This is a genomic window from Shewanella sp. SR1, from assembly GCF_020447145.1.
GTDB classification, from domain to species: Bacteria; Pseudomonadota; Gammaproteobacteria; order Enterobacterales; family Shewanellaceae; genus Shewanella; species Shewanella baltica.
In genome coordinates this window covers 77417-103204 of record NZ_JAJAEF010000005.1, presented here as the reverse complement: position 1 = coordinate 103204, position 25788 = coordinate 77417, and the positions used below count along the sequence as shown (strand labels likewise).

Annotated in this window: 28 protein-coding genes; 25 read left to right on the top strand and 3 right to left on the bottom strand. The window is 46.7% G+C overall.

Features of this window, described 5'->3' with window-relative positions:
• Positions 1 to 19: 19 nt before the first annotated feature.
• From nhaA to KV201_RS06260, 5 genes are all read left to right on the top strand, one after another.
• Positions 20 to 1189 carry a Na+/H+ antiporter NhaA gene (gene nhaA, locus KV201_RS06280; protein ID WP_226058833.1) on the top strand — a complete coding sequence of 390 codons (1170 nt, stop codon included), beginning with the start codon at positions 20 to 22 and terminating at the stop codon, positions 1187 to 1189.
• 2 nt (positions 1190 to 1191) lie between these two features.
• On the top strand, positions 1192 to 1578 hold the full coding sequence (locus KV201_RS06275) for a hypothetical protein (RefSeq protein ID WP_006080768.1): 387 nt from the start codon (positions 1192 to 1194) through the stop codon (positions 1576 to 1578).
• 73 nt (positions 1579 to 1651) lie between these two features.
• On the top strand, positions 1652 to 2560 hold the full coding sequence (gene nhaR, locus KV201_RS06270; RefSeq protein WP_063884532.1) for a transcriptional activator NhaR: 909 nt from the start codon (positions 1652 to 1654) through the stop codon (positions 2558 to 2560).
• 85 nt (positions 2561 to 2645) lie between these two features.
• Complete coding sequence (locus KV201_RS06265; RefSeq protein ID WP_006080770.1) at positions 2646 to 2894, top strand: succinate dehydrogenase assembly factor 2; 249 nt, start codon at positions 2646 to 2648, stop codon at positions 2892 to 2894.
• A complete protein-coding gene (locus KV201_RS06260) occupies positions 2875 to 3315 on the top strand; it encodes a protein YgfX (RefSeq protein WP_006080771.1) in 441 nt (146 codons plus the stop codon). The genes KV201_RS06265 and KV201_RS06260 overlap by 20 nt, the downstream gene beginning before the upstream one ends.
• A gap of 68 nt (positions 3316 to 3383) precedes the next feature.
• On the opposite strand, the gene nadB is transcribed toward KV201_RS06260, so the two are convergent.
• Positions 3384 to 4997 carry an L-aspartate oxidase gene (gene nadB / locus KV201_RS06255; protein ID WP_006080772.1) on the bottom strand — a complete coding sequence of 538 codons (1614 nt, stop codon included), beginning with the start codon at positions 4995 to 4997 and terminating at the stop codon, positions 3384 to 3386.
• 190 nt (positions 4998 to 5187) lie between these two features.
• Here nadB and rpoE point away from each other — a divergent pair, with 190 nt between their 5' ends.
• The 12 genes from rpoE to KV201_RS06195 all read left to right on the top strand — a co-directional run bounded on the left by rpoE (position 5188) and on the right by KV201_RS06195 (position 15277).
• Entirely contained in the window at positions 5188 to 5766 is a 579-nt protein-coding gene (rpoE, locus tag KV201_RS06250; RefSeq protein WP_006080773.1) for an RNA polymerase sigma factor RpoE, read from the top strand.
• 41 nt (positions 5767 to 5807) lie between these two features.
• Positions 5808 to 6434, top strand: coding sequence for a sigma-E factor negative regulatory protein (locus KV201_RS06245; RefSeq protein WP_226058832.1), 627 nt, complete (start codon positions 5808 to 5810; stop codon positions 6432 to 6434).
• A 12-nt stretch (positions 6435 to 6446) separates the two neighbouring features.
• Positions 6447 to 7379, top strand: coding sequence for a MucB/RseB C-terminal domain-containing protein (locus tag KV201_RS06240; RefSeq protein WP_006080775.1), 933 nt, complete (start codon positions 6447 to 6449; stop codon positions 7377 to 7379).
• A 10-nt stretch (positions 7380 to 7389) separates the two neighbouring features.
• Positions 7390 to 7863 (top strand): SoxR reducing system RseC family protein, encoded by a 474-nt coding sequence (locus tag KV201_RS06235; protein ID WP_226058831.1) that lies wholly within the window; start codon positions 7390 to 7392, stop codon positions 7861 to 7863.
• A gap of 166 nt (positions 7864 to 8029) precedes the next feature.
• Positions 8030 to 9820 (top strand): translation elongation factor 4, encoded by a 1791-nt coding sequence (gene lepA / locus KV201_RS06230; protein WP_071939196.1) that lies wholly within the window; start codon positions 8030 to 8032, stop codon positions 9818 to 9820.
• Positions 9821 to 10003: 183 nt separating this feature from the next.
• Positions 10004 to 10921: a signal peptidase I gene (gene lepB, locus KV201_RS06225; protein WP_006085066.1), complete on the top strand. Its 918-nt coding sequence runs from the start codon at positions 10004 to 10006 to the stop codon at positions 10919 to 10921.
• Position 10922: 1 nt separating this feature from the next.
• Complete coding sequence (gene rnc / locus KV201_RS06220; RefSeq protein ID WP_006080779.1) at positions 10923 to 11603, top strand: ribonuclease III; 681 nt, start codon at positions 10923 to 10925, stop codon at positions 11601 to 11603.
• Positions 11600 to 12616, top strand: a complete 1017-nt coding sequence (era, locus tag KV201_RS06215; protein WP_006080780.1) for a GTPase Era — start codon at positions 11600 to 11602, stop codon at positions 12614 to 12616. Before rnc ends, era begins: the two co-directional genes overlap by 4 nt.
• A gap of 28 nt (positions 12617 to 12644) precedes the next feature.
• A complete protein-coding gene (gene recO / locus KV201_RS06210; RefSeq protein ID WP_006080781.1) occupies positions 12645 to 13355 on the top strand; it encodes a DNA repair protein RecO in 711 nt (236 codons plus the stop codon).
• A gap of 70 nt (positions 13356 to 13425) precedes the next feature.
• Positions 13426 to 14163, top strand: a complete 738-nt coding sequence (gene pdxJ, locus KV201_RS06205; RefSeq protein ID WP_006080782.1) for a pyridoxine 5'-phosphate synthase — start codon at positions 13426 to 13428, stop codon at positions 14161 to 14163.
• Positions 14163 to 14546: a holo-ACP synthase gene (gene acpS / locus KV201_RS06200; RefSeq protein ID WP_071939194.1), complete on the top strand. Its 384-nt coding sequence runs from the start codon at positions 14163 to 14165 to the stop codon at positions 14544 to 14546. Before pdxJ ends, acpS begins: the two co-directional genes overlap by 1 nt.
• Positions 14547 to 14755: 209 nt before the next feature.
• On the top strand, positions 14756 to 15277 hold the full coding sequence (locus KV201_RS06195) for a DUF962 domain-containing protein (protein ID WP_226058830.1): 522 nt from the start codon (positions 14756 to 14758) through the stop codon (positions 15275 to 15277).
• A 100-nt stretch (positions 15278 to 15377) separates the two neighbouring features.
• Here the strand turns inward: KV201_RS06195 and KV201_RS06190 are convergent, their stop codons facing one another.
• Together KV201_RS06190 and KV201_RS06185 are read right to left on the bottom strand one after the other, a co-directional pair.
• Positions 15378 to 16652: an HlyC/CorC family transporter gene (locus KV201_RS06190; protein ID WP_006080785.1), complete on the bottom strand. Its 1275-nt coding sequence runs from the start codon at positions 16650 to 16652 to the stop codon at positions 15378 to 15380.
• A gap of 99 nt (positions 16653 to 16751) precedes the next feature.
• Positions 16752 to 17540 carry an inner membrane protein YpjD gene (locus tag KV201_RS06185; protein ID WP_006080786.1) on the bottom strand — a complete coding sequence of 263 codons (789 nt, stop codon included), beginning with the start codon at positions 17538 to 17540 and terminating at the stop codon, positions 16752 to 16754.
• A 289-nt stretch (positions 17541 to 17829) separates the two neighbouring features.
• Between KV201_RS06185 and ffh the strand changes: the two genes are divergently transcribed.
• The 8 genes from ffh to hcp all read left to right on the top strand — a co-directional run bounded on the left by ffh (position 17830) and on the right by hcp (position 25774).
• On the top strand, positions 17830 to 19203 hold the full coding sequence (ffh, locus tag KV201_RS06180) for a signal recognition particle protein (RefSeq protein ID WP_006080787.1): 1374 nt from the start codon (positions 17830 to 17832) through the stop codon (positions 19201 to 19203).
• A gap of 218 nt (positions 19204 to 19421) precedes the next feature.
• Positions 19422 to 19673 (top strand): 30S ribosomal protein S16, encoded by a 252-nt coding sequence (rpsP, locus tag KV201_RS06175; RefSeq protein WP_226058829.1) that lies wholly within the window; start codon positions 19422 to 19424, stop codon positions 19671 to 19673.
• Between the two features lie 20 nt (positions 19674 to 19693).
• The gene (gene rimM, locus KV201_RS06170) at positions 19694 to 20224 is read left to right on the top strand and encodes a ribosome maturation factor RimM (RefSeq protein ID WP_006080789.1); all 531 of its coding nucleotides are present in this window, start codon (positions 19694 to 19696) and stop codon (positions 20222 to 20224) included.
• Positions 20225 to 20239: 15 nt separating this feature from the next.
• Positions 20240 to 20986, top strand: a complete 747-nt coding sequence (trmD, locus tag KV201_RS06165) for a tRNA (guanosine(37)-N1)-methyltransferase TrmD (protein ID WP_006080790.1) — start codon at positions 20240 to 20242, stop codon at positions 20984 to 20986.
• A 34-nt stretch (positions 20987 to 21020) separates the two neighbouring features.
• Positions 21021 to 21374 (top strand): 50S ribosomal protein L19, encoded by a 354-nt coding sequence (rplS, locus tag KV201_RS06160; protein WP_006080791.1) that lies wholly within the window; start codon positions 21021 to 21023, stop codon positions 21372 to 21374.
• Positions 21375 to 21634: 260 nt separating this feature from the next.
• Positions 21635 to 22726: a 3-deoxy-7-phosphoheptulonate synthase gene (locus KV201_RS06155; protein ID WP_115335237.1), complete on the top strand. Its 1092-nt coding sequence runs from the start codon at positions 21635 to 21637 to the stop codon at positions 22724 to 22726.
• A gap of 27 nt (positions 22727 to 22753) precedes the next feature.
• Entirely contained in the window at positions 22754 to 23893 is a 1140-nt protein-coding gene (gene tyrA / locus KV201_RS06150) for a bifunctional chorismate mutase/prephenate dehydrogenase (RefSeq protein ID WP_012588257.1), read from the top strand.
• Positions 23894 to 24109: 216 nt separating this feature from the next.
• Positions 24110 to 25774 carry a hydroxylamine reductase gene (hcp, locus tag KV201_RS06145; protein WP_226058828.1) on the top strand — a complete coding sequence of 555 codons (1665 nt, stop codon included), beginning with the start codon at positions 24110 to 24112 and terminating at the stop codon, positions 25772 to 25774.
• Positions 25775 to 25788: the final 14 nt, after the last annotated feature.

Here is a 25788-nt window from a genome sequence, read left to right as displayed (position 1 = left end):
TGATTTTTAGGAGTGCACGATGGAAAAAGCAATTAGAAATTTTCTGAGCCAAGAATCGGCTGGCGGTATCCTATTATTGGTTGCTGTTGCCTTAGCTATGCTGATGGCCAATTCCCCTTTATCTGGACTTTATCAAGGCTTTTTAGGCACTGACGTACAAGTTAAAATTGGCGAGCTCGATATTCATAAGCCGTTAATTCTGTGGATCAACGATGGCCTGATGGCCGTATTCTTTTTGCTTATTGGTTTAGAAGTTAAACGTGAGTTACTCGAAGGTGCCTTATCGAGTGTCGCTCAAGCCTCTCTGCCTACCTTTGCGGCCATTGGCGGCATGTTAGTCCCTGCTGGGGTGTACTTACTGTTTAACTATGGCGATCCGGTCACACAAGCGGGCTGGGCGATTCCTGCCGCGACGGATATTGCGTTTGCTTTAGGTATTATGGCGCTGCTTGGGAGCCGCGTTCCCGTTTCACTGAAAGTCTTCTTACTTGCTTTAGCGATTATCGATGACTTAGGTGTCATAGTGATTATCGCGCTGTTCTACAGCACCGACCTATCAACCATCAGTTTAGTGATTGCCAGTTTAGCGATTGCGGGCTTGGTTGGGTTAAACCGCAAAGGGGTCACCTCACTTTTGCCCTATGGCATTTTAGGATTAATCCTTTGGGTCGCCGTACTTAAGTCTGGAGTGCATGCGACTCTGGCTGGCGTCATCATCGCTTTCTGCATTCCATTACGGGCAAAGGATGGCAGCTCACCTTCAGAAGGCTTAGAGCACAGTTTGCACCCTTGGAGCACCTTCTTCATTCTGCCAGTGTTCGCTTTCGCCAATGCGGGTGTTTATGTCGGCAATATGAATTTGGAGACGTTAATTTCTCCGGTACCTGTCGGTATTGCACTGGGCCTGATGTTAGGTAAGCCCATTGGTGTGATGGTGTTTAGCTATATTGCGGTGAAACTTAAATTGGCTCAGTTACCCGATGGCGTAGGTTGGAAGCAAATTGCCCCAGTCGCGGCCATGTGCGGTATTGGTTTTACTATGTCTATGTTTATTGCGTCGTTAGCCTTTGAACATGCAGATCCTATGTACGGTGACTTAGCACGCCTAGGAACCTTAATCGGTTCGATTATGGCGGCGTTAGTCGGGTATTTCTGGTTATCAAAAGTGTTACCTAGTAAAGGAGTATAACTATGATAAAGTTGAAATTAATGGGAATGGCAACACTCTTATGTCTATCGACAACCGCGACGGCATCGCAAATATCGGCCTGTAATCAGGATGCGAACTCGAAGACCTGCCAAAGCTATCTTGAAGGGATAGTGGATGGCGCTCTGATGTTTAAATCTGATTCCTTAGGGGCGAGATTAGAAACCAATGGTTATGAATCAAGGGCGCTTAAATATCGCGGCGGTAAACGTTTCCAAGAGGCGAATCGGACCTATTGCGCTGAACGTATCCCTGAACGTCATGTTTTAGTGTCAGGTGTCACTGAAGCGGTAAGTCTGGGTAATGCGACTGATTTGGAGCAATTACAAGGCATAGTCACAAACTTGCTTGATTGCCAGCGTTTGCAATAAACTGATTTAAAACAATAGATTTATAATCCCTCTGCGCCTTGGGCGTATGAGGGACGATTCACAACGGATGAGCATGCTGCACTTGAATTACAACCACCTGTATTATTTTTGGATGATTAAGAAAAAGGGCTCGGTTGCTAAGGCGGCTGAAGCCCTCTGTTTAACGCCGCAAACGATAACGGGGCAAATTCGTGCCCTAGAAGACAGGTTGAATGGCAGTTTATTCAAGCGAGTAGGGCGGACACTGGAAGCCACTGAGTTAGGTGAGTTGGTATTTCGCTACGCAGATAAGATGTTTAGTCTTAGCTATGAAATGCTCGATTTACTTAACTATCAAAAAGATGATGCCATGCTTTTCGAAGTGGGTATCGCCGATGCTTTGTCTAAAGCCTTAGTCAGCCGTGTCTTGTTATCCGTCGTCCCCAATGACAGTTCTATGCATTTAGCTTGCTATGAGGCGACCCACGAAAGCCTGATGGCGCGTTTACGTGAGCATAAATTGGATATGATCCTCTCCGATTGCGCCGGTGAATCACTGAAGTATCCCGAAATCTTATCTAAAAAGTTGGGCGAGTGTGGTGTGAGTTTTTTCTCCGCTGATACTTATAGTGCTGATTTCCCCGCCTGTTTAGAGCAAGGCCAGCTATTAATTCCCGGCCGCAGAACCTCACTTGGACAGCAGTTATATCGCTGGTTTGACGAACAAAATCTTAAAGTCAGTATCTTGGGTGAGTTCGACGATGCGGCCATGATGAAGGCCTTTGGTTACCTTAAACGGGGGATATTTGTCACGCCGTCGATTTATCGCCAAGAAGTGATTTCCCATGGGATGAATTTGCTCGGTGAAACCACGGATGTGAAAGAGGAATACCATGTGATGTTTGCCGAACGTATGATCCAACATCCTGCGGTAAAGCGCTTATTGGACACAGATTTCAGCGATCTCTTTGCGGGACGCGATATGCAAGTAAAACAATGCTAATTTTGTGAGCCAATGTGAAGGGTTAATCGACACTTTAGTCACTGAACTGATAGACTAATGCCAAATCTGTGTTGGGAGAAATACCTTGGAATTAATGAACATCGCAAGGGTTCGCTGGGCATGTCGCCGCGGGATGCTGGAATTAGACGTTTTGTTTCAACCTTTTGTTGAAAACTTCTATCAAGAAATGTCCGATGAAGATAAAACCGTGTTTATCCGTTTGTTGGAATGTGAAGATCCCGAATTGTTTGCATGGTTTATGGGCCATGAAGTTTGCCCTGATGCTGAACTCGCGCGTATGGTAGTGAAAGTCCGTGGAAGACCGGCACCATAGTTTCATCTTAAAAGCCTCCTTCGACCAACGACTCTCGTTGGTCGTTTTTATTTGTGTCTGTTCTAGCTCATTTTTACTCTGGCCCCAGAGCGATAATCTCGCCTTATCCCTGCTTAAATATCTGTTTATCCTGCTAGTTTGTGTTTTCTTGCTATCACAGTTGTGGCGACTGCAGCATTGGCGTTTAGATTTTGTGCTTAGTGATAAAGGCGAGGGACGTTTGTCAACGGGTGAGCACTTTCAGGTATTAAAGCGAACTTGGGTGACCCCCTTTGTTTGCTTGATGTATATCGAAGTGGATACTCAGTTGCGGCTCTTGATGGTTTGGGCGGATATGCTAGACGATACTGACTATCGGCATTTATGTCGGCTGTTGCTGCGGGCTAAAATACAACAGACTAAACCTCATACTGAGATTTAGTCTGTTTATCATTAAGTCACATAAGAACTTAAGTATATAAGAGCCTAAGCACATAAGAACCTAAGCTGTTACTTTTCGGGTAGTAAAATTGTTGGGCGCGGCGCGTCTAATTTCTCTGGATGGTCAATATTAAAATGCAGACCACGGCTTTCTTTACGCTCCATGGCACAGCGAATAATCAACTCAGCCACTTGCACTAAGTTACGTAATTCGAGCAAGTTATTGCTGACTCTGAAGTTACTGTAATACTCCTGAATTTCTTGCTGTAACATCAGACAGCGACGTAGAGCGCGTTCCAGACGTTTATCCGAGCGCACGATCCCAACGTAGTCCCACATGAATAACCGCAGTTCGTGCCAGTTATGGGCGATGACCACTTCTTCGTCCGAGTTAGAGACTTTGCTTTCATCCCATGCGGGAATTTGTCCCGGCATTTGAATTTTATACAGCTGGCTCTCTATGTCATGTGACGCCGCACGGGCAAACACTAAACATTCGAGTAGCGAGTTACTCGCCAGACGATTCGCGCCATGCAGGCCGGTATAGGCCACTTCACCAATGGCATAGAGGCCATTAAGATCGGTTTGACCGTGCATATCTGTCATCACACCACCACAGGTATAGTGCGCGGCAGGGACCACAGGGATTGCATCTTTCGTGATATCAATTCCCAGCTCTAAGCAACGGCTATAGATGGTTGGGAAATGCTTCATCACAAAGTCAGCATCTTTATGGCTGATATCCAGATACACGCAATCGGCACCGAGTCGTTTCATCTCATAGTCGATGGCACGGGCAACGATGTCACGGGGGGCGAGTTCAGCGCGTTCATCAAAGTCCGGCATAAAACGACTGCCGTCTGGACGACGCAGGTACGCACCTTCACCACGCAGGGCTTCAGTGAGTAAGAAGTTGCGCGCGTCTGCATGGTACAAACATGTCGGATGGAATTGGTTGAACTCCATATTCGCCACGCGGCAACCTGCACGCCATGCCATGGCAATACCATCGCCGCTAGCAACATCGGGGTTTGAGGTATATTGATAAACCTTAGAGCTACCGCCTGTTGCTAACGCAACAAACTTGGCCTTAACCGTTTCGACGTGTTCTTCGTTGCGATTCCACACATAAGCGCCTAACACACGATTACCTGGGCGATTTAACTTACGGGTGGTGATGAGGTCGATGGCGTTATAGCGTTCTAAAACTTGAATATTGGGGTGGGCGAGTGCGCGTTCTTGCAGCGTTGTTTGCACTTCTTTGCCTGTGGCATCGGCAGCGTGCAGAATACGTCTGTGGCTATGGCCGCCTTCACGGGTTAAATGGTAAGGTGCGTCTTTTGCATTACCGTCAGTGGTTTCTTCTTTATCGAAGGCGACGCCACATTCGATAAGCCATTGCATCGCACTCTTAGCATTTTCAGCGGTAAAAGTGACGACGTCTTTGTCGCATAAACCCGCACCTGCGATTAATGTGTCTGCAACATGGGATTCGATAGTGTCACTTTCGTCGAAGACGGAGGCGATACCGCCCTGGGCGTAGTAAGTCGACCCTTCCGAGAGTGGGCCTTTTGAAAGCAGAATTACTTTTGCTTTTTCAGCAAGATGCAAAGCTAGTGTCAGACCTGCGGCACCGCTACCTATGACTAATATGTCAGATTGGTGTTCAACTACTTGTTTCATCGGGTATCATGATGTGACTGAAGAGTGCCAACTATGGTAAACCAACTCACGGATTATGGGTACTTTCCTTTTAACCTTACTTTTTTTGTATATTTTTTAGAACTTTTTCAAAGTACGCGAGTCTACATAAGTGAATATGATTCGAGCGACTGAGAAATCAGCATTTTAGATTTAGGAGAAGTCGGCTCGGATGAGTGGACAATTAAGTGATCAACAATTAGTTGAGCGCGTACAACAAGGTGATAAAAACGCTTTTAACCTGTTAGTGCTTAAATATCAAAGTAAAGTCATTAGCTTGATATCCCGTTATGTACGGAACCAAGCGGACGTTGCAGATGTCGCACAGGAAGCGTTTATCAAAGCTTATCGAGCTTTGCCAAACTTTCGCGGTGAAAGTGCATTTTATACTTGGTTGTACCGCATCGCAGTAAACACTGCGAAGAATTATCTCGTATCACAGGGGCGCAGAACGCCCGCTAATGATGTTGATGCAGAAGATGCCGAATATTATGAAGGCAGTGACGCGCTGAAGGAGTTCGCCTCCCCAGAACGGCTATTGTTATCGGAAGAAATCAAAAAAGTGATTTTCGATACCTTAGAAACGCTGCCAGAAGAATTACGAATGGCCATCTCGTTGCGTGAACTTGATGGTATGAGTTATGAAGACATTGCCATAGTCATGGATTGCCCCGTAGGGACCGTAAGATCGCGTATCTTCCGAGCTCGAGAGGCAATAGATAAAAAGCTCCAGCCGTTGCTGGAAGCCTAAATTCTTATTTTAAGAAACCCTTATATTTAGACAGGTGAAAAATGGATAAATTAGGTCAAGAATGGGTATCTGCCGCAGTCGATGGAGAGACTGATGCGCAGACCATGGCAGAGTTATCTGCTGATACACATTCACATGATAAATGGCATAACTATCATATGATAGGCGATGCCATGCGTGGCGAGTTGCCGCAGAATATTGTGTTAGATCTCTCTGCTAGCATTGCCGCCGCCATTGAGCTTGAGCCAGCGATAGTTGCGCCTAAGCACCATGCGTCTAAGGTTGCTGCACCTGTAACCCCGCAAGTTGCCGCCAATGCGCAGCAAAACCGCGTCGTACCTTTGTTTAAGCAATTTGGCCAATATGCCATTGCTGCGACGGTTGCCATGTTTGCGATTGTCGGTGTGCAGAATTACAATCAGAGCGCCGATGATGCCGCGTCACCATCGCCCGTATTGATTACCAGACCGCTAATTGGTAGCGCATCACCTGTGAGTCTACAAACGGGTCCAGTTCAACAGAATCAAGGTTATACCAATGATCAGGTGAACGAGCAGCGTCGCCGAATTAATACTTATATTCAAGATCATATGTTGCAACAACGATTGAATACCGGTGCGGTTGTAGAAGACAATACCGAGGTCGTACCCGTTCCGGTCAATCAATAACGAGGAGTTAGCTTGCGTCTAATCCTGTTGGCTTTATTAGCCTTGGTCTTTCCTGCGATGGCGCAGGAAGATATGCCTGCCAAAGTCTGGCTCGAGAAAATGAGTCAGGCTTTACGAGAGAAAGAGTTTAAAGCATCGATTATTCAACTTCAGGCCGATCATATTCGGCCTTTGGTTTACCTGCACGGTAAGGTGAATAATCAAGAAGTTGCCTTTCTAGAATACCTTAACGGTCCACCTAAAAATGCTGTGCGTGTCGGCAATCGTGTCACCTTTATTGAGCACGACGAGCCTGCATACAGTATTGTTTCTAATCATATCCAAGGTGTTTGGCCAGCCGCTTTTTCTGCCAATATGGCGGATTTAGAAGTGGGTTATCAGTTTGTGCTTGGTGGTCGCACCCGTATTGCTGGTCGTCCGGGGCAAATGATCCGCCTATTGCCCAATGATGAATTCCGTTATGGCTTTCAAATTTGGCTCGATATGGAAACCTATCTGCCGCTGCGATACGACATGCTGACTCAAGATAAGCAATTGCTTGAGCAGATCATGGTGATTGAACTCATCGAATTCAGCGAGCCGCCAGCCATTTTGCAAGAAGCCTATAAGCAAGAATGGCCTGCAGTTATCGATCAAGCCGAGCGCCAAGACGGTCAAAACTGGCAATTTGCTTGGTTACCCGCAGGTTTTACTGTGGTCGTGCGTGATCACCATAGATTGATTGGTAGCCATGAGGCGGTGGAATACATAGCACTAACTGATGGGCTAGCGAGTATCTCCGTTTATGTTGCGAGAGCAAGTACAAGTCCATTGCCTGAGGAGTTAATCACCCGTAATGGTTTGTCGTTAGTCTCAGAAAAAGTGGGTAATGCCGAAGTGGTTGCTGTGGGTAAAGTGCCGACAGAAACTCTAACACGCATTGCTAAAAGTCTGACGCTAGAATAGGACGCCGATTATGATGGAAGAAATTGCTCGAGTCGTCGCCAGTGATAGCCAAGGCTGGTTGACGGTTGAAGTCGAACTTAAGAGTACCTGTAAGAGCTGCAGTAACAGTGAGTCTTGCGGGACTTCTGCTGTGGCTCAGGCTTTTTCCTCGAAAACCCAGCAATTTTCGATTCAGAGTGAGCGCCGCTGCGAGGCGGGTGAGTTACTCAAATTAGGACTTCCCGAGAGCGTGATCCTCAAAGCTGCGGCATTAATCTATTTAATGCCGCTGTTTGGTTTGTTTGTTGGCGCGGCGTTAGGCCAATTTTTAGGCCAGTTGCTTGAGTTTAATCCTAACCTCGGTGCCATGGGCTTTGCGGCCATTGGTGCCTTGCTTGCGTGGTCTTTTGGTAAGCAACAGGCCAAACGCTTAGAAGTCGATGCTCAACCTGTGATTTTGGCCTATTTGGGCATGAGCATCAATTTACAAGAATTAGCTCAATAATTTCAATGTGTTATTTTTTATCAAATAACAGCTAACTGCGGTTTTGGGCGTTGTTTTATCGGTCTGTCCTAAGTAGGAGTGAATGTGATTGGTATTGAAACCGCAATCAGGTACAATTTCGCTCCTTTGAACCGTATCCATTTTCAGTATTAGTCATTGCAGCATAATGAAACAAATTAGAAACTTCTCAATTATTGCCCATATCGACCATGGTAAATCGACGCTATCAGATCGTCTTATTCAGGTTTGTGGCGGTTTAACCGACCGTGAAATGGATTCTCAAGTTTTAGATTCTATGGATCTAGAACGTGAGCGTGGTATTACGATTAAGGCACAAAGTGTCACTTTGGATTACAAAGCCAAAGATGGCCTTGTCTATCAACTCAACTTTATTGATACCCCAGGTCACGTTGACTTCTCCTACGAGGTCTCGCGCTCATTAGCAGCCTGTGAAGGCGCTTTGCTGGTGGTTGATGCGGGTCAGGGCGTTGAAGCTCAGACACTGGCAAACTGTTACACCGCGCTGGATATGAATCTAGATGTGGTACCCATTTTAAACAAGATTGACTTACCACAAGCCGATCCAGAACGTGTTGCTGCCGAGATTGAAGATATCGTCGGTATCGATGCTATGGATGCTGTGCGTTGTTCGGCTAAAACCGGTGTCGGTGTCGACGAGGTTTTAGAAGTCATTGTTGCCAAAATTCCACCGCCAGAAGGCGATCCTAACGCACCATTGCAAGCCTTGATCATCGATTCTTGGTTTGATAACTACCTAGGCGTAGTGTCTTTAGTGCGAATTAAACACGGTAGCCTGAAAAAAGGTGACAAGTTTAAGGTGATGTCTACAGGACAAAACCACACTGCGGATCGCGTCGGTATTTTCACCCCAAAACAAACTGATAAAACCGAACTTAAAACCGGTGAAGTAGGCTTTGTGATTGCGGGTCTTAAAGAAATTCACGGCGCGCCCGTGGGCGATACATTAACTTTAGCCAAAAACGGTGCTGAAAAGCCGTTACCTGGTTTTAAGAAAGTGAAGCCTCAGGTATACGCTGGTGTATTCCCGATTTCTACTGACGAATATGAAAACTTCCGTGATGCGCTGAATAAGCTCAGCCTGAACGATGCGTCATTATTCTTCGAACCAGAAAGTTCATCGGCACTCGGTTTTGGTTTCCGCATTGGCTATTTAGGCCTGCTGCACATGGAAATCGTCCAAGAGCGTTTAGAGCGTGAATACAACCTAGAGTTGATCACTACAGCGCCAACCGTAGTGTACGAAGTGGTGATGACCAGCGGTGAAACGATTTACGTTGATAACCCGTCTGATCTACCAGCGATTAACAACATCGAAGAAATGCGTGAGCCGATTGTTGAGGCCAACATTTTAGTGCCAAAAGAATACTTAGGTAACGTGATTACCTTGTGTATTGAAAAACGTGGCACGCAAGTGAACATGGTTTACCACGGTAACCAAGTGGCTGTGACATATCATCTGCCAATGGCGGAAGTGGTCATGGACTTCTTCGACCGTTTGAAATCCACTAGCCGTGGCTATGCATCACTCGAATATAACTTTATTCGTTTCGATCCCGCTGACATGGTGCGTTTAGATATTCTCATCAACGGCGACAGAGTCGATGCCTTGGCTATGGTTATCCATAGATCCAACATTCGTCACCGTGGTTTAGCCTTAGTCGATAAGATGAAAGAGCTGATCCCGCGTCAGATGTTTGATATCGCGATTCAAGCGGCTGTGGGCAGTCAAATTATTGCTCGTTCAACCGTGAAAGCCCTGCGTAAAGACGTAACGGCTAAATGTTATGGCGGCGACGTTTCTCGTAAGAAAAAACTCTTAAATAAACAAAAAGAGGGTAAGAAACGGATGAAGCAAGTGGGTAACGTTGAGGTGCCACAGGAGGCATTCTTAGCGGTACTTAAGCTAAACGAGTAATCGTTAGCATAAGAAATGACCATTTAGTTGACTATTGCGCCGCTGTTTGCGGCGCTTTAGTTAGGTTATCGCATTGGTTTATCACTTTGGTTTACCAAGGTCGAATACGGTAAGTTAACTAAAGTATGATATTCGCTGAGTTAGGCACCTTTAAATGATTTTAAAGCAGGAGTTCAATAAGCAATGGCAGCGTATTTTTCCATTATTCTAGTGCTAATCACCCTGATCTCGGGACTTATTTGGTTAGTCGATGTGCTCGCATTCGCCCCTAAGCGTCGTGAGAGTTTAGCGTTAGCCAAGGCCTCGCAAGCGACGTTAACCGAAGAAGCCGAGTACCAAATCATTCGTGAATCGACCATAGTCGAAACCGCGCACTCTATTTTCCCTGTGATTGCCTTTGTGTTGATCCTGCGTTCATTCATTTATGAACCATTTCAAATCCCATCGGGTTCTATGATGCCAACCCTCTTAGTGGGTGACTTCATTCTGGTGGAAAAATTCAGTTATGGGCTTAAAGATCCTGTATGGCGCACTAAACTGGTTGAAACCGGCGAGCCAAAACGCGGTGATGTGATCGTGTTTAAATACCCTGAAAACCCGACAATTGACTACATCAAACGTGTTGTCGGTTTACCGGGTGATAGAATTATTTACCGTAATAAGCAGTTGATGATCCAGAAGGCCTGTGGCGTTGAGCAAACAGATTGCCCAGAACCACAAGTTATCGCCCGCACTGAAATCAGTCGTGGTGATTACAGCCAAGATGGCGTGCCATTACTGCGTTACACGGAGCAACTGGGCGAAGTCGCCCACGATATTTTGATCAACCCAAGTCGTCCCGACATGCTGGGATATTTTAAACGCGAAGGTAATTTACCTGCGGGTGAGTTTTTAGTGCCTGAAGGCCATTACTTTGCCATGGGTGATAACCGCGATAACAGCACCGACAGTCGTTTTTGGGGCTTTGTGCCAGAAGAAAACCTAGTAGGTAAAGCGGTAGCGATTTGGATTAGTTTTGAATTTGACCGCTCAAAAGCCGACTTCCTCCCAACTTGGGTACCTAGCGGCGTGCGTTTTGAGCGTGTAGGTGGAATTAAATAGCATGGAACCGATTAAAAATTTGCCACGTTTGTGTCGTACTTTAAGTTATGAGTTCAAGAATATTGAGCTGTTGACTCAAGCGCTGACCCACAGAAGTGCGGCAAATAAACACAATGAACGCTTAGAGTTTTTAGGTGATTCAATTTTATCTATTGTGATTTCTGATGCCTTATATCATCAGTTTCCGAAGGCGACCGAAGGCGATTTAAGCCGGATGCGCGCTACCTTAGTGCGCGGTGATACCTTAACGATCATCGCCCAAGAATTTAAGCTCGGCGATTATTTATATCTTGGTCCTGGTGAATTAAAAAGTGGCGGATTTAGACGCGAGTCGATTCTTGCCGATGCGGTTGAAGCCATTATTGGCGCCGTTTACCTTGATTCCGATCTCGAAGTTTGCCGTGCATTATTGCTGAAATGGTATGCCGAGCGTTTGGCCGAAATTCAACCTGGGATCAGCCAGAAAGACGCGAAAACCTTACTGCAAGAACATTTACAAGGGTTTAAAAAGCCACTGCCTGATTACCAAGTAATCAACATAGAAGGCGATGCCCACGATCAGACATTTACCGTTGAATGTCGTATTGAAGACTTGAGCCAAAGCGTCATTGGTGTGGCGAGTTCACGCCGTAAAGCCGAGCAAATCGCGGCCGCTCAAGTATTGGAGTTACTAAAGAAATGACCAAAAAAACAGACTTGTCAGGTATCGATGCTGCAAAAGCGGCAACTGAGCCGAGTTTAGATGAATTACTGGCAAGGATGAATGCGGCCGCGCCAACGCCGTCGGCCCAATACGATGTGACTTATTGCGGCATGGTGGCGATCATTGGTCGCCCTAACGTCGGTAAATCGACGTTAATCAACCGTTTGCTTGGCCAGAAGGTGAGTATTACTTCTAAAAAGCCGCAAACGACGCGCCACCGTATTATGGGTATTCATACCGATGGTCCTAAGCAAATTGTGTTTATCGATACACCGGGTTTGCACATTGAAGAGCAGCGGGCGATTAACCGCCTGATGAACCGCGCAGCGGCCAGTTCGCTTGCCGATGTGGCTATGGTCATTTTCGTGGTCGATGGCATGACATGGACCGCCGATGATGAGATGGTGCTGAGCAAATTACGCCGTGGCGGCGAAGAGCGTCAGACGATTCTGGCGATCAACAAAGTCGATAATATCAAAGACAAAGAATCACTGTTCCCGTATTTGGAAGAAGTCGCCAAAAAATATCCTTTCGATGAAATTTTGCCAATTTCAGCCAGCAAGGGTACTAACGTCCAGCGAATTTTAGAGCTGGCAGCGGCATCGATTCCTGAGGGACCTTTCTTCTTCCCTGAAGATTATGTTACTGACCGTTCGCAACGTTTTATGGCGTCGGAAATTGTGCGTGAAAAACTGATGCGCTTCCTAGGTGATGAATTACCCTATGATGCGACGGTTGAGATCGAACAGTTTAAGATGATGGAAAATGGCGTTTATCAAATCAATGCCCTGATCCTCGTTGAGCGTGAAGGTCAAAAACGTATGGTGATCGGTAGCAAGGGCGAACGTATTCGCACTATTGCGACTCAAGCCCGCTTAGACATGGAAACCTTGTTTGATAATAAAGTCTTCCTTGAAGTGTGGGTGAAAGTGAAATCTGGTTGGGCCGATGATGAACGCGCCCTGCGTAGCTTAGGTTACGGCGACGATTAAGCATTAATTCCAGCGAGCGCGCTTACCGATGAAACGTGGCTATGTTCTGCATCATCGTCCGTATCGAGAGTCCAGTGTCTTAGTTAACCTCTTAGTTGACGGCATTGGACGGGTCGATGTGGTTGCCCGAACAGGCAGCGGTAAGCGCTCTATCAAGAGTATTCTCCAGCCCTTTCAACCGCTGATCTTCGAATTTAGCGGTAAGTCTGAATTAAAAACCTTAACTCAAGTCGAAGCCGCTGCGCCTGCTGTGCCTCTATCTGGCCAAAGTTTGTTTGCGGGCATGTATATCAATGAGTTATTGGTTCGCACTTTGTCTGTGCAGCACAACGCCGAAGAGTTGTTCCTCATTTATCATCAAGCCTTAGTCGGCCTTGCCGCGAAGTTTTGCCAATCCCAACTGCGTTATATTGAGCTCGCCTTGCTGCGGGAATTAGGTTTTATGCCTTCGCTTAGCCGCGATACTCAGGGCGAACCACTCGTTGCTGAAGATTATTACCAGCTCGTGCCTGAGTTAGGCTTTCAATTTGTGCTCAACTCCCGTGCTCGCAATGCCTATCAAGGTGCCATGTTGACGGCGCTTAACGATAACCAACTCACCGATGTGCATTTTTTGAGCGCTAAGTTATTGATGCGCTCCCTGTTAAAGCCATTACTCGGGACTAAACCTTTGCTGAGTCGACAATTGTTCGTCAGCGCTGCTACGCCAACCAAGATTGATGGGAATAATTCGCCCTAGCTCCTGTTTTTTTGTGTAAGCCTAAGTACAATAAGCCGCAATATCAGCGTTCAACATTAAGGAGTTCCCGATGAGCCGTATCTTATTGGGCGTGAATATCGACCATATTGCTACCCTGCGTCAGGCGCGTGGCACCAGTTATCCTGATCCTGTGCATGCCGCCGCCGTTGCTGAACATGCGGGCGCCGATGGTATCACTATCCATTTGCGTGAAGACAGACGCCACATCATAGACCGCGATGTGTATCTGCTGGCGAAAACCTTAAAAACCCGCATGAATTTCGAATGCGCGGTGACTGAAGAAATGCTTAACATCGCCTGTGAAATTAAGCCGACCTATGTCTGTTTAGTGCCAGAAAAGCGTCAAGAAGTCACCACTGAAGGCGGTTTAGATGTGGCGGGGCAGTTAGATAAAATCACTGCTGCGGTTACTCGTTTAGCCGCTGAGGGCATTCAAGTTTCCTTATTTATTGATGCCGATAAAACCCAAATCGATGCCGCTGTTGCCTCTGGCGCACCGCTTATCGAAATCCATACTGGCTGTTATGCCGATGCGAAAACGGAAGCAGAAGAAGCCACTGAGTTAGCGCGTATTAGCGAAATGGCCAAATACGCCCATGGCAAAGGTTTAGTGGTTAACGCGGGTCATGGTTTGCATTACCACAACGTTAAACCGATTGCGGCGATTCCTGAGTTATATGAACTCAATATCGGCCATGCGATTGTCGCCCGTGCCGCCATTGACGGTTTAGCGACAGCAGTGAAAGACATGAAAGTGTTAATGCTTGAAGGTCGTCGAGGCGAATAATGGCGATTGTCGGCCTAGGCACAGATATCGTCGAGATTGAGCGTATTCAGGCGCATGTGGCGCGCGCAGGCGACAAGCTGGCGAAACGTGTGCTGACCGAGGCTGAGTTGGCCATATATACTTCCCATAGTCAGCCAAGCCGTTATCTTGCCAAGCGTTTTGCCGCCAAAGAAGCTGCAGCCAAAGCGCTCGGTACGGGCATTGGCCGCGGCGTGTCGTTTCAGCATATTCACATTGGCAACAATGCGGATGGTGCGCCGACGATTCACTTTACCGAGGGTGCTTTAGCGCGCTTACAGCAGCTTAAAGCGACGGTTGGGCATATCTCTATTGCCGATGAAAAATCCTATGCGATTGCGACGGTAATCATAGAGTCTCAATAAACCCGAGTTGGTGTTTGTCGTCTATCAAAAAGGAACCTTAGGGTTCCTTTTTTCATTTCTGGATGGGTATCAAAATAAGTACCAAACAATAAAGTGCAACAATTCGTTTACTTTTACTGTTCAGCTTAATTGTTTTGCGCTAGTTTATGGCTTGCGCGTCGCTCAATTTGGCGCAGTTAAAAGCAGGGGCAAATGAAGAGGAACCCAAAATGAAATCCGCCGCAGAGCAGTTATCGACCTACAAAAGTGTGCATTTAAATCACCGTAATATTCAGACCCATTTTATTGGTATCCCACTGATTATTTGGTCTGCTTTCTTGTTGCTGGCCACTGTACGTATTCCGCTGGGCAGTCTGGGTGAGACCAGTTTAGCCGTGATTGTCGGCGTGTTAGTGTCGGCCTACTATGTCCGTTTACACTTAAGGCTCTCAATGGGGCTGATCTTATTTATGGTTCCTGTACTGCTCACAACTGAATGGGCGGCGCATATTGCCGGTGCCACTTGGCTTGCCCTAGGGGTATTTGTGGTGGGCTGGGTGTTCCAGTTAATTGGCCATAAATATGAAAAAGCCAAGCCTGCCTTTGTAGATGATTTGAATCAGTTATTAATTGGGCCATTCTTCTTGATGGCGGAAGTGTATTTTATGTTGGGCTTAGAAAAGGCGCTCAATGCCCAGATAACGCCGATGGCGATTGAAAAGCGCCGCGCACTTGAGGCCAAAAAGATTTAACTCGTTACATCACTTGGGAAAAGTATTGCTTGGGGGAGCAGTCGGCCGGACTACATATTAGTATGTGGTTCGGCCGATTTTTTATGGGGCAAATCGAAAGCTAAGCTCTGGGCGGGTGATAATGCAGCGGTATGATTCGCACAGTTTTAATCATATTTTCTGCTACATCGATAATCTCTAAGGGATAACCGGCTAAACGTAAACTGGTGTTAGCTGAGGGGATTTCCTCTAGGTATTCTAGGATCAGACCGTTGAGGGTTTTAGGGCCGTCGGTCGGGAAGTTCCACTTCATTTCTTTATTCAAATCGCGAATGGTAATGCTGGCATCGACTAAATAACTGCCATCTTGCTGCACTTTGATATCTTCACTCGGCGTGGTTAACATTGAAGTGGTAAAGTCGCCGACAATCTCTTCGAGAATATCTTCGAGCGTCACTAGACCTTGAATGTCACCATATTCATCAACTACTAAGCCGATACGCTCTTTGTTCTGTTGGAAGTTAGCCAACTGCACATTGAGTGGCGTACCTTCTGGCACAAAGTAGAGTTCTTTCACTGCGCGCAGCAGAGATGACTTGCTGAATTGCTCTTTAGATTGTAATCGCAGGGCATCGCGCAAATGAATAAAGCCCACAGCATCGTCAACTGTGTCGCGATACACTAGCACTCGGGTATGTGGACTTTGGATCACCTGACGATTGATGACTTTAAATTCGTCATTAACGTTAATCCCGTAGATATCTGAGCGCGGCACCATAATGTCTTCAACGGTGACTTTCTCTAAATCTAGGATAGATAACAGCATTTCTTGGTGACGTTGGGGGATAAGTGCCCCAGCTTCATGTACGACAGTGCGCAACTCTTCTTGGCTCAACGCATCGCTACTATTGACGGTTTTAATTCCCATTAAACGTAAAAAGCCTGACGTGATGAGGTTAACGCCTTTCACGAAAGGCGCTAATAGGATCAACAACCAGCGCAGTAGTATGCTGGAGGGGAAGGCGATACGTTCGGGATTTAGTGCGGCGATGGTTTTGGGGGTGACTTCAGCAAATACCAATACAACGAGTGTCAGCACACCGGTAGCGATGGCGACACCTAAGTCCCCCCAGAGGCGCATACCAATAATGGTGGCGATAGCCGATGCTAAAATATTGACTAAGTTATTGCCGATTAAGATTAAGCCAATCAAACGGTCTGGACGCTCAAGCAACTTCAAAGCTCTAATCGCCCCTTTATGGCCATTGCTGGCTAAGTGGCGTAGACGGTAACGGTTGAGTGTCATCATGGCGGTTTCTGAGCCTGAGAAATAGGCAGAGAATAGGATAAGCACTAGTAAAACGATCAGGAGTGCGCTTGTCGATATAGCGTCCAAAAAAGGCTCCAATATGGCCAGTAAACTTAAGTAAATACCGACATTTAAAAAAAGTGTCAAGTCGGCAGCGGCATTAACTGCCTTTGCCGACTTAAATGTTTAGTTGAGGATTAACTCTTTGACAATGCGCGCGCCAAAATAAGCGAGCGAAAGTAAGGTGGCGCCAGTCAAAGTGTAAATGACTGCGGTACGAATTTTACAGCCGACCCAATACTGTTGCCACAACATAGTAATGTATACAAACCAAGCCATTATCGACAGGATTGCCTTATGACCTTTGCCATCGGCGAACATGTCTTCAAGGAAGATAAAGCCGGTTGCGAGTGACAAACTGAGCAAGATAACGCCGATAATCACTAAATGATAAAGTTGTTTCTCAACTGTCATCAGTGGCGGAATGCCTGGGCTCAGCATAAATTGTTTTTTCTTCAGCTTATTTTGGATCATCGCCAGTTGTATCGCATACAGGGCGGCAATCATCAGGGCACTGTAGGCCATGAGTGACAATACTACGTGGGCTAATACTTCAGGATAAAGCTCAAAATGCGTGATGAACTTAGGCGGCAATAACCAGAGTAGGGCCACCGAGAGCACAGAGCAGGCGTAAACCACAGGCACTACAACAATCACCTTCAGCCTGAACATCAACACAGTAAAAGTAAAGGCGATAATCCAGTTCACTAAGGAAATCACGTTCGTCAGGCTAAAGTTTTGCCCATCAGTGGTGAAAATCACTTGGGATAATGCAGCAGCATGCAGAATGACCGCAATGGCTGCTATGCCTGCGACGGCGCGGCGATTCGGACCGTCGGGGTGGAACAATCGACTCGTCACTAGTACCAATGCAATGCAATAAAAAAACATGGCTGAGGCAGAAAAGATGACCATGGGTAATTAACCTATTTGTGTAGTTAAAGGTGCCTTATAAACGGGGCATACAGATCAATATTTTCCCTAGAATAACATGAGCTGTCGGCAAATGGGCAGTGACATGAGTTGCAAAATTTAGCAGATTCTTATTGTTAGGGTTAAATAGTGTGTTAACGACAATAAAACATGACTCAGCGCAAGTAAAACACTTAACCACAATCAAGATGGGTGCAGCAGTAGCATAATGCGCATGCATCGTTATAATACAGCCCATCAATCGAGATTCTTAAAGGTATAGAACAGGACGATGTTTGAGAACCTAACCGACAGACTGTCACGCACACTGAAAAATATCAGTGGCCGTGGTCGCTTAACTGAAGAAAATGTTAAGGAAACCCTGCGCGAAGTGCGTATGGCACTGCTGGAGGCCGATGTTGCCCTGCCTGTGGTGCGCGAATTCGTTAATAATGTAAAAGAACGTGCCGTTGGCCAAGAAGTCTCTAAAAGCTTAAGCCCTGGTCAAGCCTTCATTAAGATAGTTCAAAGTGAACTTGAAAAATCCATGGGCGAGGCGAATGAAGCCTTAGATTTAGCCACTCAGCCGCCAGCCGTGATCATGATGGCGGGTCTGCAAGGTGCGGGTAAAACTACCAGTGTGGCCAAACTGGGTAAATTTTTACGCGAACGCCATAAAAAATCGGTATTGGTGGTCAGTGCCGACGTTTACCGCCCAGCGGCGATTAAACAGCTTGAGACGTTAGCGCAAGAAGTCGCGGTGGAGTTTTTCCCATCGGACGTCAGCCAAAAGCCAATCGACATTGCGAAAGCGGCGATTGCCCACGCTAAATTAAAGTTCATTGATGTGGTGATCCTCGATACCGCAGGTCGTCTGCACGTCGACGAAGCCATGATGGACGAGATCAAAGGCTTACACGCTGCGGTCAAGCCTATTGAGACCTTGTTCGTTGTGGATGCTATGACAGGTCAAGATGCGGCGAACACGGCTAAGGCGTTTAACGAAGCTTTACCACTGACAGGGGTTATCTTAACCAAAGTCGATGGTGATGCCCGCGGTGGTGCAGCGTTATCGATTCGCCATATTACTGGCAAGCCGATTAAATTCCTCGGTGTCGGTGAAAAGACCGACGCGTTAGAACCGTTCCATCCCGATCGTATTGCCTCGCGTATTTTGGGCATGGGCGATGTGTTATCGCTTATCGAAGAAGTTGAGCGCGGCGTCGATAAAGAAAAGGCCATGAAACTGGCTTCGAAAGTGAAGCAGGGTGGCAGTTTCGATTTAGAAGATTTCCGTGAGCAGTTACAGCAAATGAAAAACATGGGCGGCATGATGAACATGCTGGAAAAACTGCCCGGTGTGGGTCAATTGCCCCCAGAAGCCTTAGCGCAAATCCAAGACGGCAAGATGACAGGCCAAATGGAGGCCATCATTAATTCGATGACGTCCAAAGAGCGTAAGAACCCTGATTTAATCAAGGGTTCACGCAAGCGCCGTATTGCTGCGGGTTCTGGCACGCAAATCCAAGACGTAAACCGTTTATTGAAACAGTTTACGCAAATGCAAAAGATGATGAAAAAAATGTCTGCTAAGGGCGGCATGCAAAAAATGATGCGCGGAATGCGTGGCATGATGCCGCCTGGAATGAAATTTCCAGGCCGTTAATCGGACATTTTTAGTTAAACCTAGCACTTTATCAGTCGGTTGACTCTGGTAACAATGAACCGCTAACGAAGGACGCAGGCGTAATAATCGCCATCTTTGGTTGCATTAGTTGGAAACTCAGGTAAAATCTTCCGGCTTTCTATCTGGGACTCTTCGCGAACACGGGGTTCCAGTTTTTATTTTTGCTTCAAAGCAAATCATTAGAGGATTGAAAACGCATGGTTACCATTCGTTTAGCTCGTGGCGGCGCAAAAAAGCGTCCATTTTACAACATCGTTGTTGCTGATAGCTGTAACGCTCGTGACGGTCGTTTCATTGAGCGTGTAGGTTTCTTCAACCCATTGGCCCGTGGCCAAGAAGAAACATTACGTTTAGACCTAGCTCGCGTTGAGCACTGGGTTTCTAACGGTGCAGCTGCTACAGAACGCGTAGCAAAATTGATCAAAGACGCTCGTAAAGCAACTGCTTAATAGCGTTAAGGTATAGATTGATGAGCAGTAACCAACAGCCAGTCGTACTGGGGAAATTAGGCTCCTGTCATGGCATTAAAGGTTGGCTGAAAATCACCGCCTATACCGATTCTGTTGAAGGTATCTTTGACTACTCGCCTTGGCTTATTAAAGAAAATGGTGAGTGGCGCGAAATAAAGGTCACCCAGTGGCGTTATCAAGGCAAGGCCGTTGTTGCCTTACTTGATGGCGTAGAAACACGGGAGCAAGCGCAAATGCTCACAAATTGTGAGATTGCGATTTTGCCGGAACAGATGAACGATTTGCCAGCAGATGAATTCTACTGGCGTGATCTCATCGGTTGCGAAGTGGTCAATACAACTGGCTATAACATGGGAATTGTCGATCAGATCGTGGAAACAGGATCGAACGACGTATTACTCGTTAAAGCCAACGCTAAAGATAGTTTCGGCAAAGTGGAACGTATGATCCCCTTTGTCCCTGAGCAGTTCATCAAAACGGTGGACCTGCAAGGTAAACAGATTTTAGTGGATTGGGATCCTGACTTCTAAGTCGAGGTACAACAGATGTGGTTAGGGGTAATAACCCTGTTCCCAGAGATGTTCCGTGCCGTGACAGACTTTGGAGTTACGGGTCGAGCCGTGAAAAACGGCCTGCTCGAGTTGCACACGTGGAATCCCCGTGATTTCACCCATGATAGACATAATACGGTAGATGACAGGCCTTACGGCGGTGGTCCCGGAATGTTGATGATGGTGCAACCCTTGCGTGATGCCATTCATGCAGCGAAAGCCGCAGCGGGTGAAGGTGCGAAGGTGATTTACTTGTCACCTCAAGGACGCAAGCTGGATCAGCAAGGCGTCACTGAGTTGGCTCAATCATCACGTTTGATTTTGGTCTGTGGTCGATACGAAGGTATTGATGAACGCATCATTCAAACGGAAGTTGATGAAGAGTGGTCGATAGGGGATTACGTGCTTTCGGGCGGCGAATTACCGGCGATGACTCTAATAGATTCAGTATCGAGATTGGTTCCTGGCGTGCTAGGAAAACAAGCTTCGGCGGAGCAAGATTCTTTCTCCGACGGTTTACTGGATTGTCCACATTACACTCGCCCTGAAAGCCTTGATGGTGTTGACGTACCGGCAGTGCTGCTAAGTGGCAACCACGAACAAATTAGACTCTGGCGTTTACAGCAAAGCCTTGGTAGGACTTTACTGAGACGGCCAGAATTATTGCAAAATCTAGCTCTGACTGACGAACAAACGACTCTATTAGCGCAGTTCGTTGAAGCAATGAACAAGCATGCTTAGTCGTAGCTCAGTTAATTCTAGAACGGAGTAAGTTATGAACAACATCATTAAAATGCTCAACGATGAGCAAATGAAACAAGACGTACCTGCGTTTGGTGCTGGTGATACAGTAGTAGTTCAGGTTCGTGTTAAAGAAGGCGATAAAGAGCGTTTACAGGCTTTTGAAGGCGTTGTAATTGCTAAGCGTAACCGTGGTCTGCACTCTGCATTCACAGTACGTAAAATCTCTAATGGCGAAGGTGTTGAGCGTGCTTTCCAAACGCACAGCCCACTGATCGCTAGCATTGAAGTTAAGCGTCGTGGTCGCGTTCGTCGCGCCAAACTGTACTATCTGCGTGATCGTTCAGGTAAATCTGCACGTATCCGTGAGAAGCTGGCAACTAAGTAATAGTTACCGCTACAGAAAACAAGACGTAGTGTTCGCACAGAAAACCGCCCTAGTGGCGGTTTTTTGTTGCTGTTTTTTGAGTATTTATACTTGATCTAAATAGAATGAACAGGCATAGTGGTCGCCTGATTGTAATGGTGTAGCATTACAAAAGTACATTGCGATGGATTTACGCTATTTTTCTTCCGAAATGAATGCCCAAGCTGACTTGAAGTCCTGCTTCGATAACTGGGTTAAACACTAAGTCTTAGGTGGTAAGCATGCAACAAGATACGATTAACAACGTACACATCAGTTCAGAGAAAGTTTTAATCACGCCGCAAGAGCTTAAAAATGCCTTGCCACTTTCTGAGCATGCTTATCGTTATATCCTCAATGCCCGCAAAACCGTGGCTGATATCGTCCATAAGCGCGACAATCGAGTATTGATCGTCACCGGGCCTTGCTCTATCCATGATATCGCCGCCGCTAAGGAATACGCTTTAAGGCTTAAAACCCTGCACGATGAACTCAGTGATGAGTTTTACATATTAATGCGAGTTTACTTTGAAAAGCCGCGTACCACGGTAGGTTGGAAAGGCATGATCAACGATCCCGATATGGATGAATCCTTCGATGTCGAAAAGGGTCTTAAAATGGCCCGTGAGCTGATGATTTGGTTGGCCGAATTAGGGCTGCCAGTCGCCACTGAAGCGCTTGATCCTATCAGCCCTCAGTACATTTCTGAGCTAGTGACTTGGTCGGCCATCGGTGCCCGCACCACTGAATCGCAAACCCATAGGGAAATGGCATCGGGTCTTTCTATGCCAGTTGGCTTTAAAAATGGCACCGATGGTAAGCTCGATGTGGCGATTAATGCGCTAAAGTCAGCGGCCAGCAGTCACAGATTTATGGGCATTAACCAACAGGGCCAAGTCGCCTTATTACAAACTGCGGGCAATCCCGATGGTCATGTGATTTTACGTGGCGGTGCATCACCAAACTACGATGCCGCAAGCGTGGCAGAATGTGAGGCACAGCTTCACAAAGCCAAACTCAATGCACGTTTGATCATCGATTGCAGCCATGGCAATTCATCCAAAGACTACAGCCGCCAAAAGCCTGTGTGTGAAGATGTGTTCGAGCAGATTTATAACGGCAATAAATCGATCATCGGCGTTATGCTTGAAAGCCACTTAAATGAAGGCAATCAAAGCTGCGATAAGCCATTAAGCGAGCTAGCTTACGGTGTATCTGTGACAGATTCCTGTATTAACTGGGAAAAAACAGAAACCATTTTACGTGACGGCGCGGTGAAGTTATCTTCAATACTCCCGGCACGCTTCGATATGCTTAAAGTTGCTAACGCTTAAATTGGCGACAGCTTAATGGACTCAGGTATGAATGAAAAAACAACGGCCGAATTAGAACATCTTCGTGGCCTGATTGATGGTGTCGATCAGCAATTACTGCATTTACTGCGTAAGCGCTTGGATCTCGTGGCGCAAGTGGGCACAGTGAAACACGGCGCCGGTTTACCGATCTATGCACCGCAGCGTGAAGCCGCCATGCTCGCTAAACGCCGCGAAGAAGCGAAAAACATGGGGATTGCGCCGCAATTAATTGAGGATATTTTACGCCGCTTGATGCGCGAGTCTTATCTCAATGAAAAAGATGTTGGCTTTAAGCAAGTTAAAAAAGATCTTGGCTCAGTGGTGATTGTCGGCGGTAAGGGGCAACTCGGTGGATTGTTTTCACAAATGCTGACCTTATCTGGCTACCAAGTGAATCTGCTCGATAAAGACGATTGGCAGCAAGCAGATAGCCTATTTGCCGATGCGGGCATGGTGTTAGTGACTGTGCCGATTGCGATTACTTGCGAGCTTATTCGCGAAAAGCTGACCCAATTACCAGCCGACTGTATTCTGGCGGATTTGACCTCCATCAAGACAGAGCCGGTTAAAGCCATGCTTGAGGCGCATTCTGGTCCTGTCGTCGGTTTCCATCCTATGTTTGGTCCCGATGTGGGCAGTCTGGCGAAACAAGTCGTGGTGGTGTGCCACGGCCGCTCGCCGGAGAAATACCAATGGTTGCTTGAGCAGATTGCCATTTGGGGCGCGCGGATTGTCGAAGCAGAGCCCGAACGTCACGACAGTGCAATGCAGTTAGTGCAGGCGATGCGACACTTCTCGACCTTTGTGTATGGTTTGAATCTCTGCAAGGAAGAGGCAGATATTGATACTTTACTGCAATTTAGCTCGCCGATTTACCGCTTAGAATTGGCTATGGTAGGGCGCCTATTCGCCCAAAGCCCAGAGCTTTACGCCGATATTATTTTTGCCCAGCAAGATAGCCAGCATGCTATTGGTGATTACTTAGACAACTACCGTGAAGCGTTAGAGCTGCTAAAACGCGGCGACAGGAACGAGTTTATTAAGCAGTTCCAAAGCGTCGCTAAATGGTTTGGGGATTTTGCCCCTCAATTCCAACGCGAAAGCCGCATTATGCTGCAATCGGTAAATGATATGAAAACTAATTAATAAAGAGTAAGTTATTCTTAAAAATGCCCGTCATTGACGGGCGTTTTTTTATGGATATTTGGCAGGTTTTATAGCCTTTATTAGTGATTGCTTAAGGTGATCGTTCTCTAACATTTAGCATCCCATTCTAGAAATGACTGTCGCTTATGGCGTGTTTAGGTAGACTAGTTTTAAACATGTAAAAATAAAGCATGAATTTAAATTAGGAGTCTATCCATGTTCTGTATTCAATGTGAGCAAACCATTCGTACACCCGCTGGCAATGGTTGTAGTTATTCCCAAGGTATGTGTGGCAAGTTGGCGGCAACGTCAGATCTGCAAGACTTGCTGATTTACATGCTGCAAGGCGTGTCTGTTTATGCCGTTAAAGCCCGCGAGCTGGGCATTATCGATGCTGAAATTGATAGTTTTGTGCCTAAAGCCTTTTTCGCGACCCTCACCAACGTCAACTTCGATGATGAGCGCATTATGGCCTATACCCAGCAGGCGGCTAAGTATCGTGCTCAGTTAAAAGCTTCTTACGAAGCGGCTTGTGAACAAGCCGGTATTGCTGCTGAGCAAGTGCCGCAAGTCGCTCAGTTAGTGCTGGGGATCAGTAAGATTGAAATGCTCGCGCAGGCACCGATTGCGCTGCTAAATAAAGATAAGCATGACGTTCATGAAGACATCATGGGGTTGAGGTTATTGTGTTTATATGGCCTTAAAGGTGCCGCTGCGTATATGGAGCATGCCCGCGTGTTGGGTCAGACTGATGCCGATGTAGCAGGGCGTTTTCACGAAATCATGTCTTTCTTAGGTGAGCCGAGTGTCGATGCCGACAAGCTATTTACCACGGCGATGGATATTGGTCAGTTGAACTACCGCATTATGGCCATGCTTGATGCGGGTGAAACTCAGGCCTTTGGTCACCCTGAACCTACAGTGGTCAATACTAAGTCAGTTAAGGGCAAGGCAATCCTGGTATCTGGTCATGATATGAAGGATTTAGAGCTTATCCTTGAGCAGACCGTCGGTAAGGGCATTAATGTGTTTACCCACGGCGAAATGCTGCCAGCATTGGCGTATCCAGCCTTTAAAAAATATCCACACCTTGTCGGTAATTACGGCAGTGCTTGGCAGAATCAGCAGCAAGAGTTTGCCAATTTCCCCGGCGCTGTGGTGATGACGTCCAACTGCATTATCGACCCCAATGTGGGCAGTTATAGCGATCGTATCTTTACCCGTAGCATAGTTGGTTGGCCTGGTGTGGTGCATATCGAAGGCGATGATTTCTCGGCTGTGATTGATAAGGCGTTGGCACTAGAAGGCTTTATCTATGATGAAATCCCCCACACTATCACGATTGGTTTTGCGCGTAATGCCTTGATGGCGGCTGCGCCAGCAGTGGTTGAAAATGTAAAAAGTGGCGCGATTAAACACTTCTTCCTCGTCGGCGGCTGCGATGGTGACAAGGCCGACAGAAGCTACTTTACTGAACTTGCGAAATCGACGCCTAAGGATTCATTAATCCTGACCTTAGGCTGCGGCAAGTACAAATTCAATAAACTCGAATTTGGTGACATTAACGGTATTCCACGTTTACTCGATGTGGGCCAGTGTAACGATGCCTATTCTGCAATTCAGTTAGCGATTGCATTAGCTGAAGTATTCGAATGTGATATCAATGAATTACCATTGAGTTTAGTGCTCTCTTGGTTCGAACAAAAAGCCATTGTGGTGTTACTGACACTGTTGTCGCTCGGCGTAAAAAACATTCGCACAGGCCCTACACCACCTGCATTTTTAACCGCTAATCTCGCCAAAATTTTGGAAGAAAAGTTTGGCTTACGCAATACCACCACAGTTGAGGCCGATTTAAAGACCATGTTGAACGTGGCGTAAATCAGTCGGTGCTC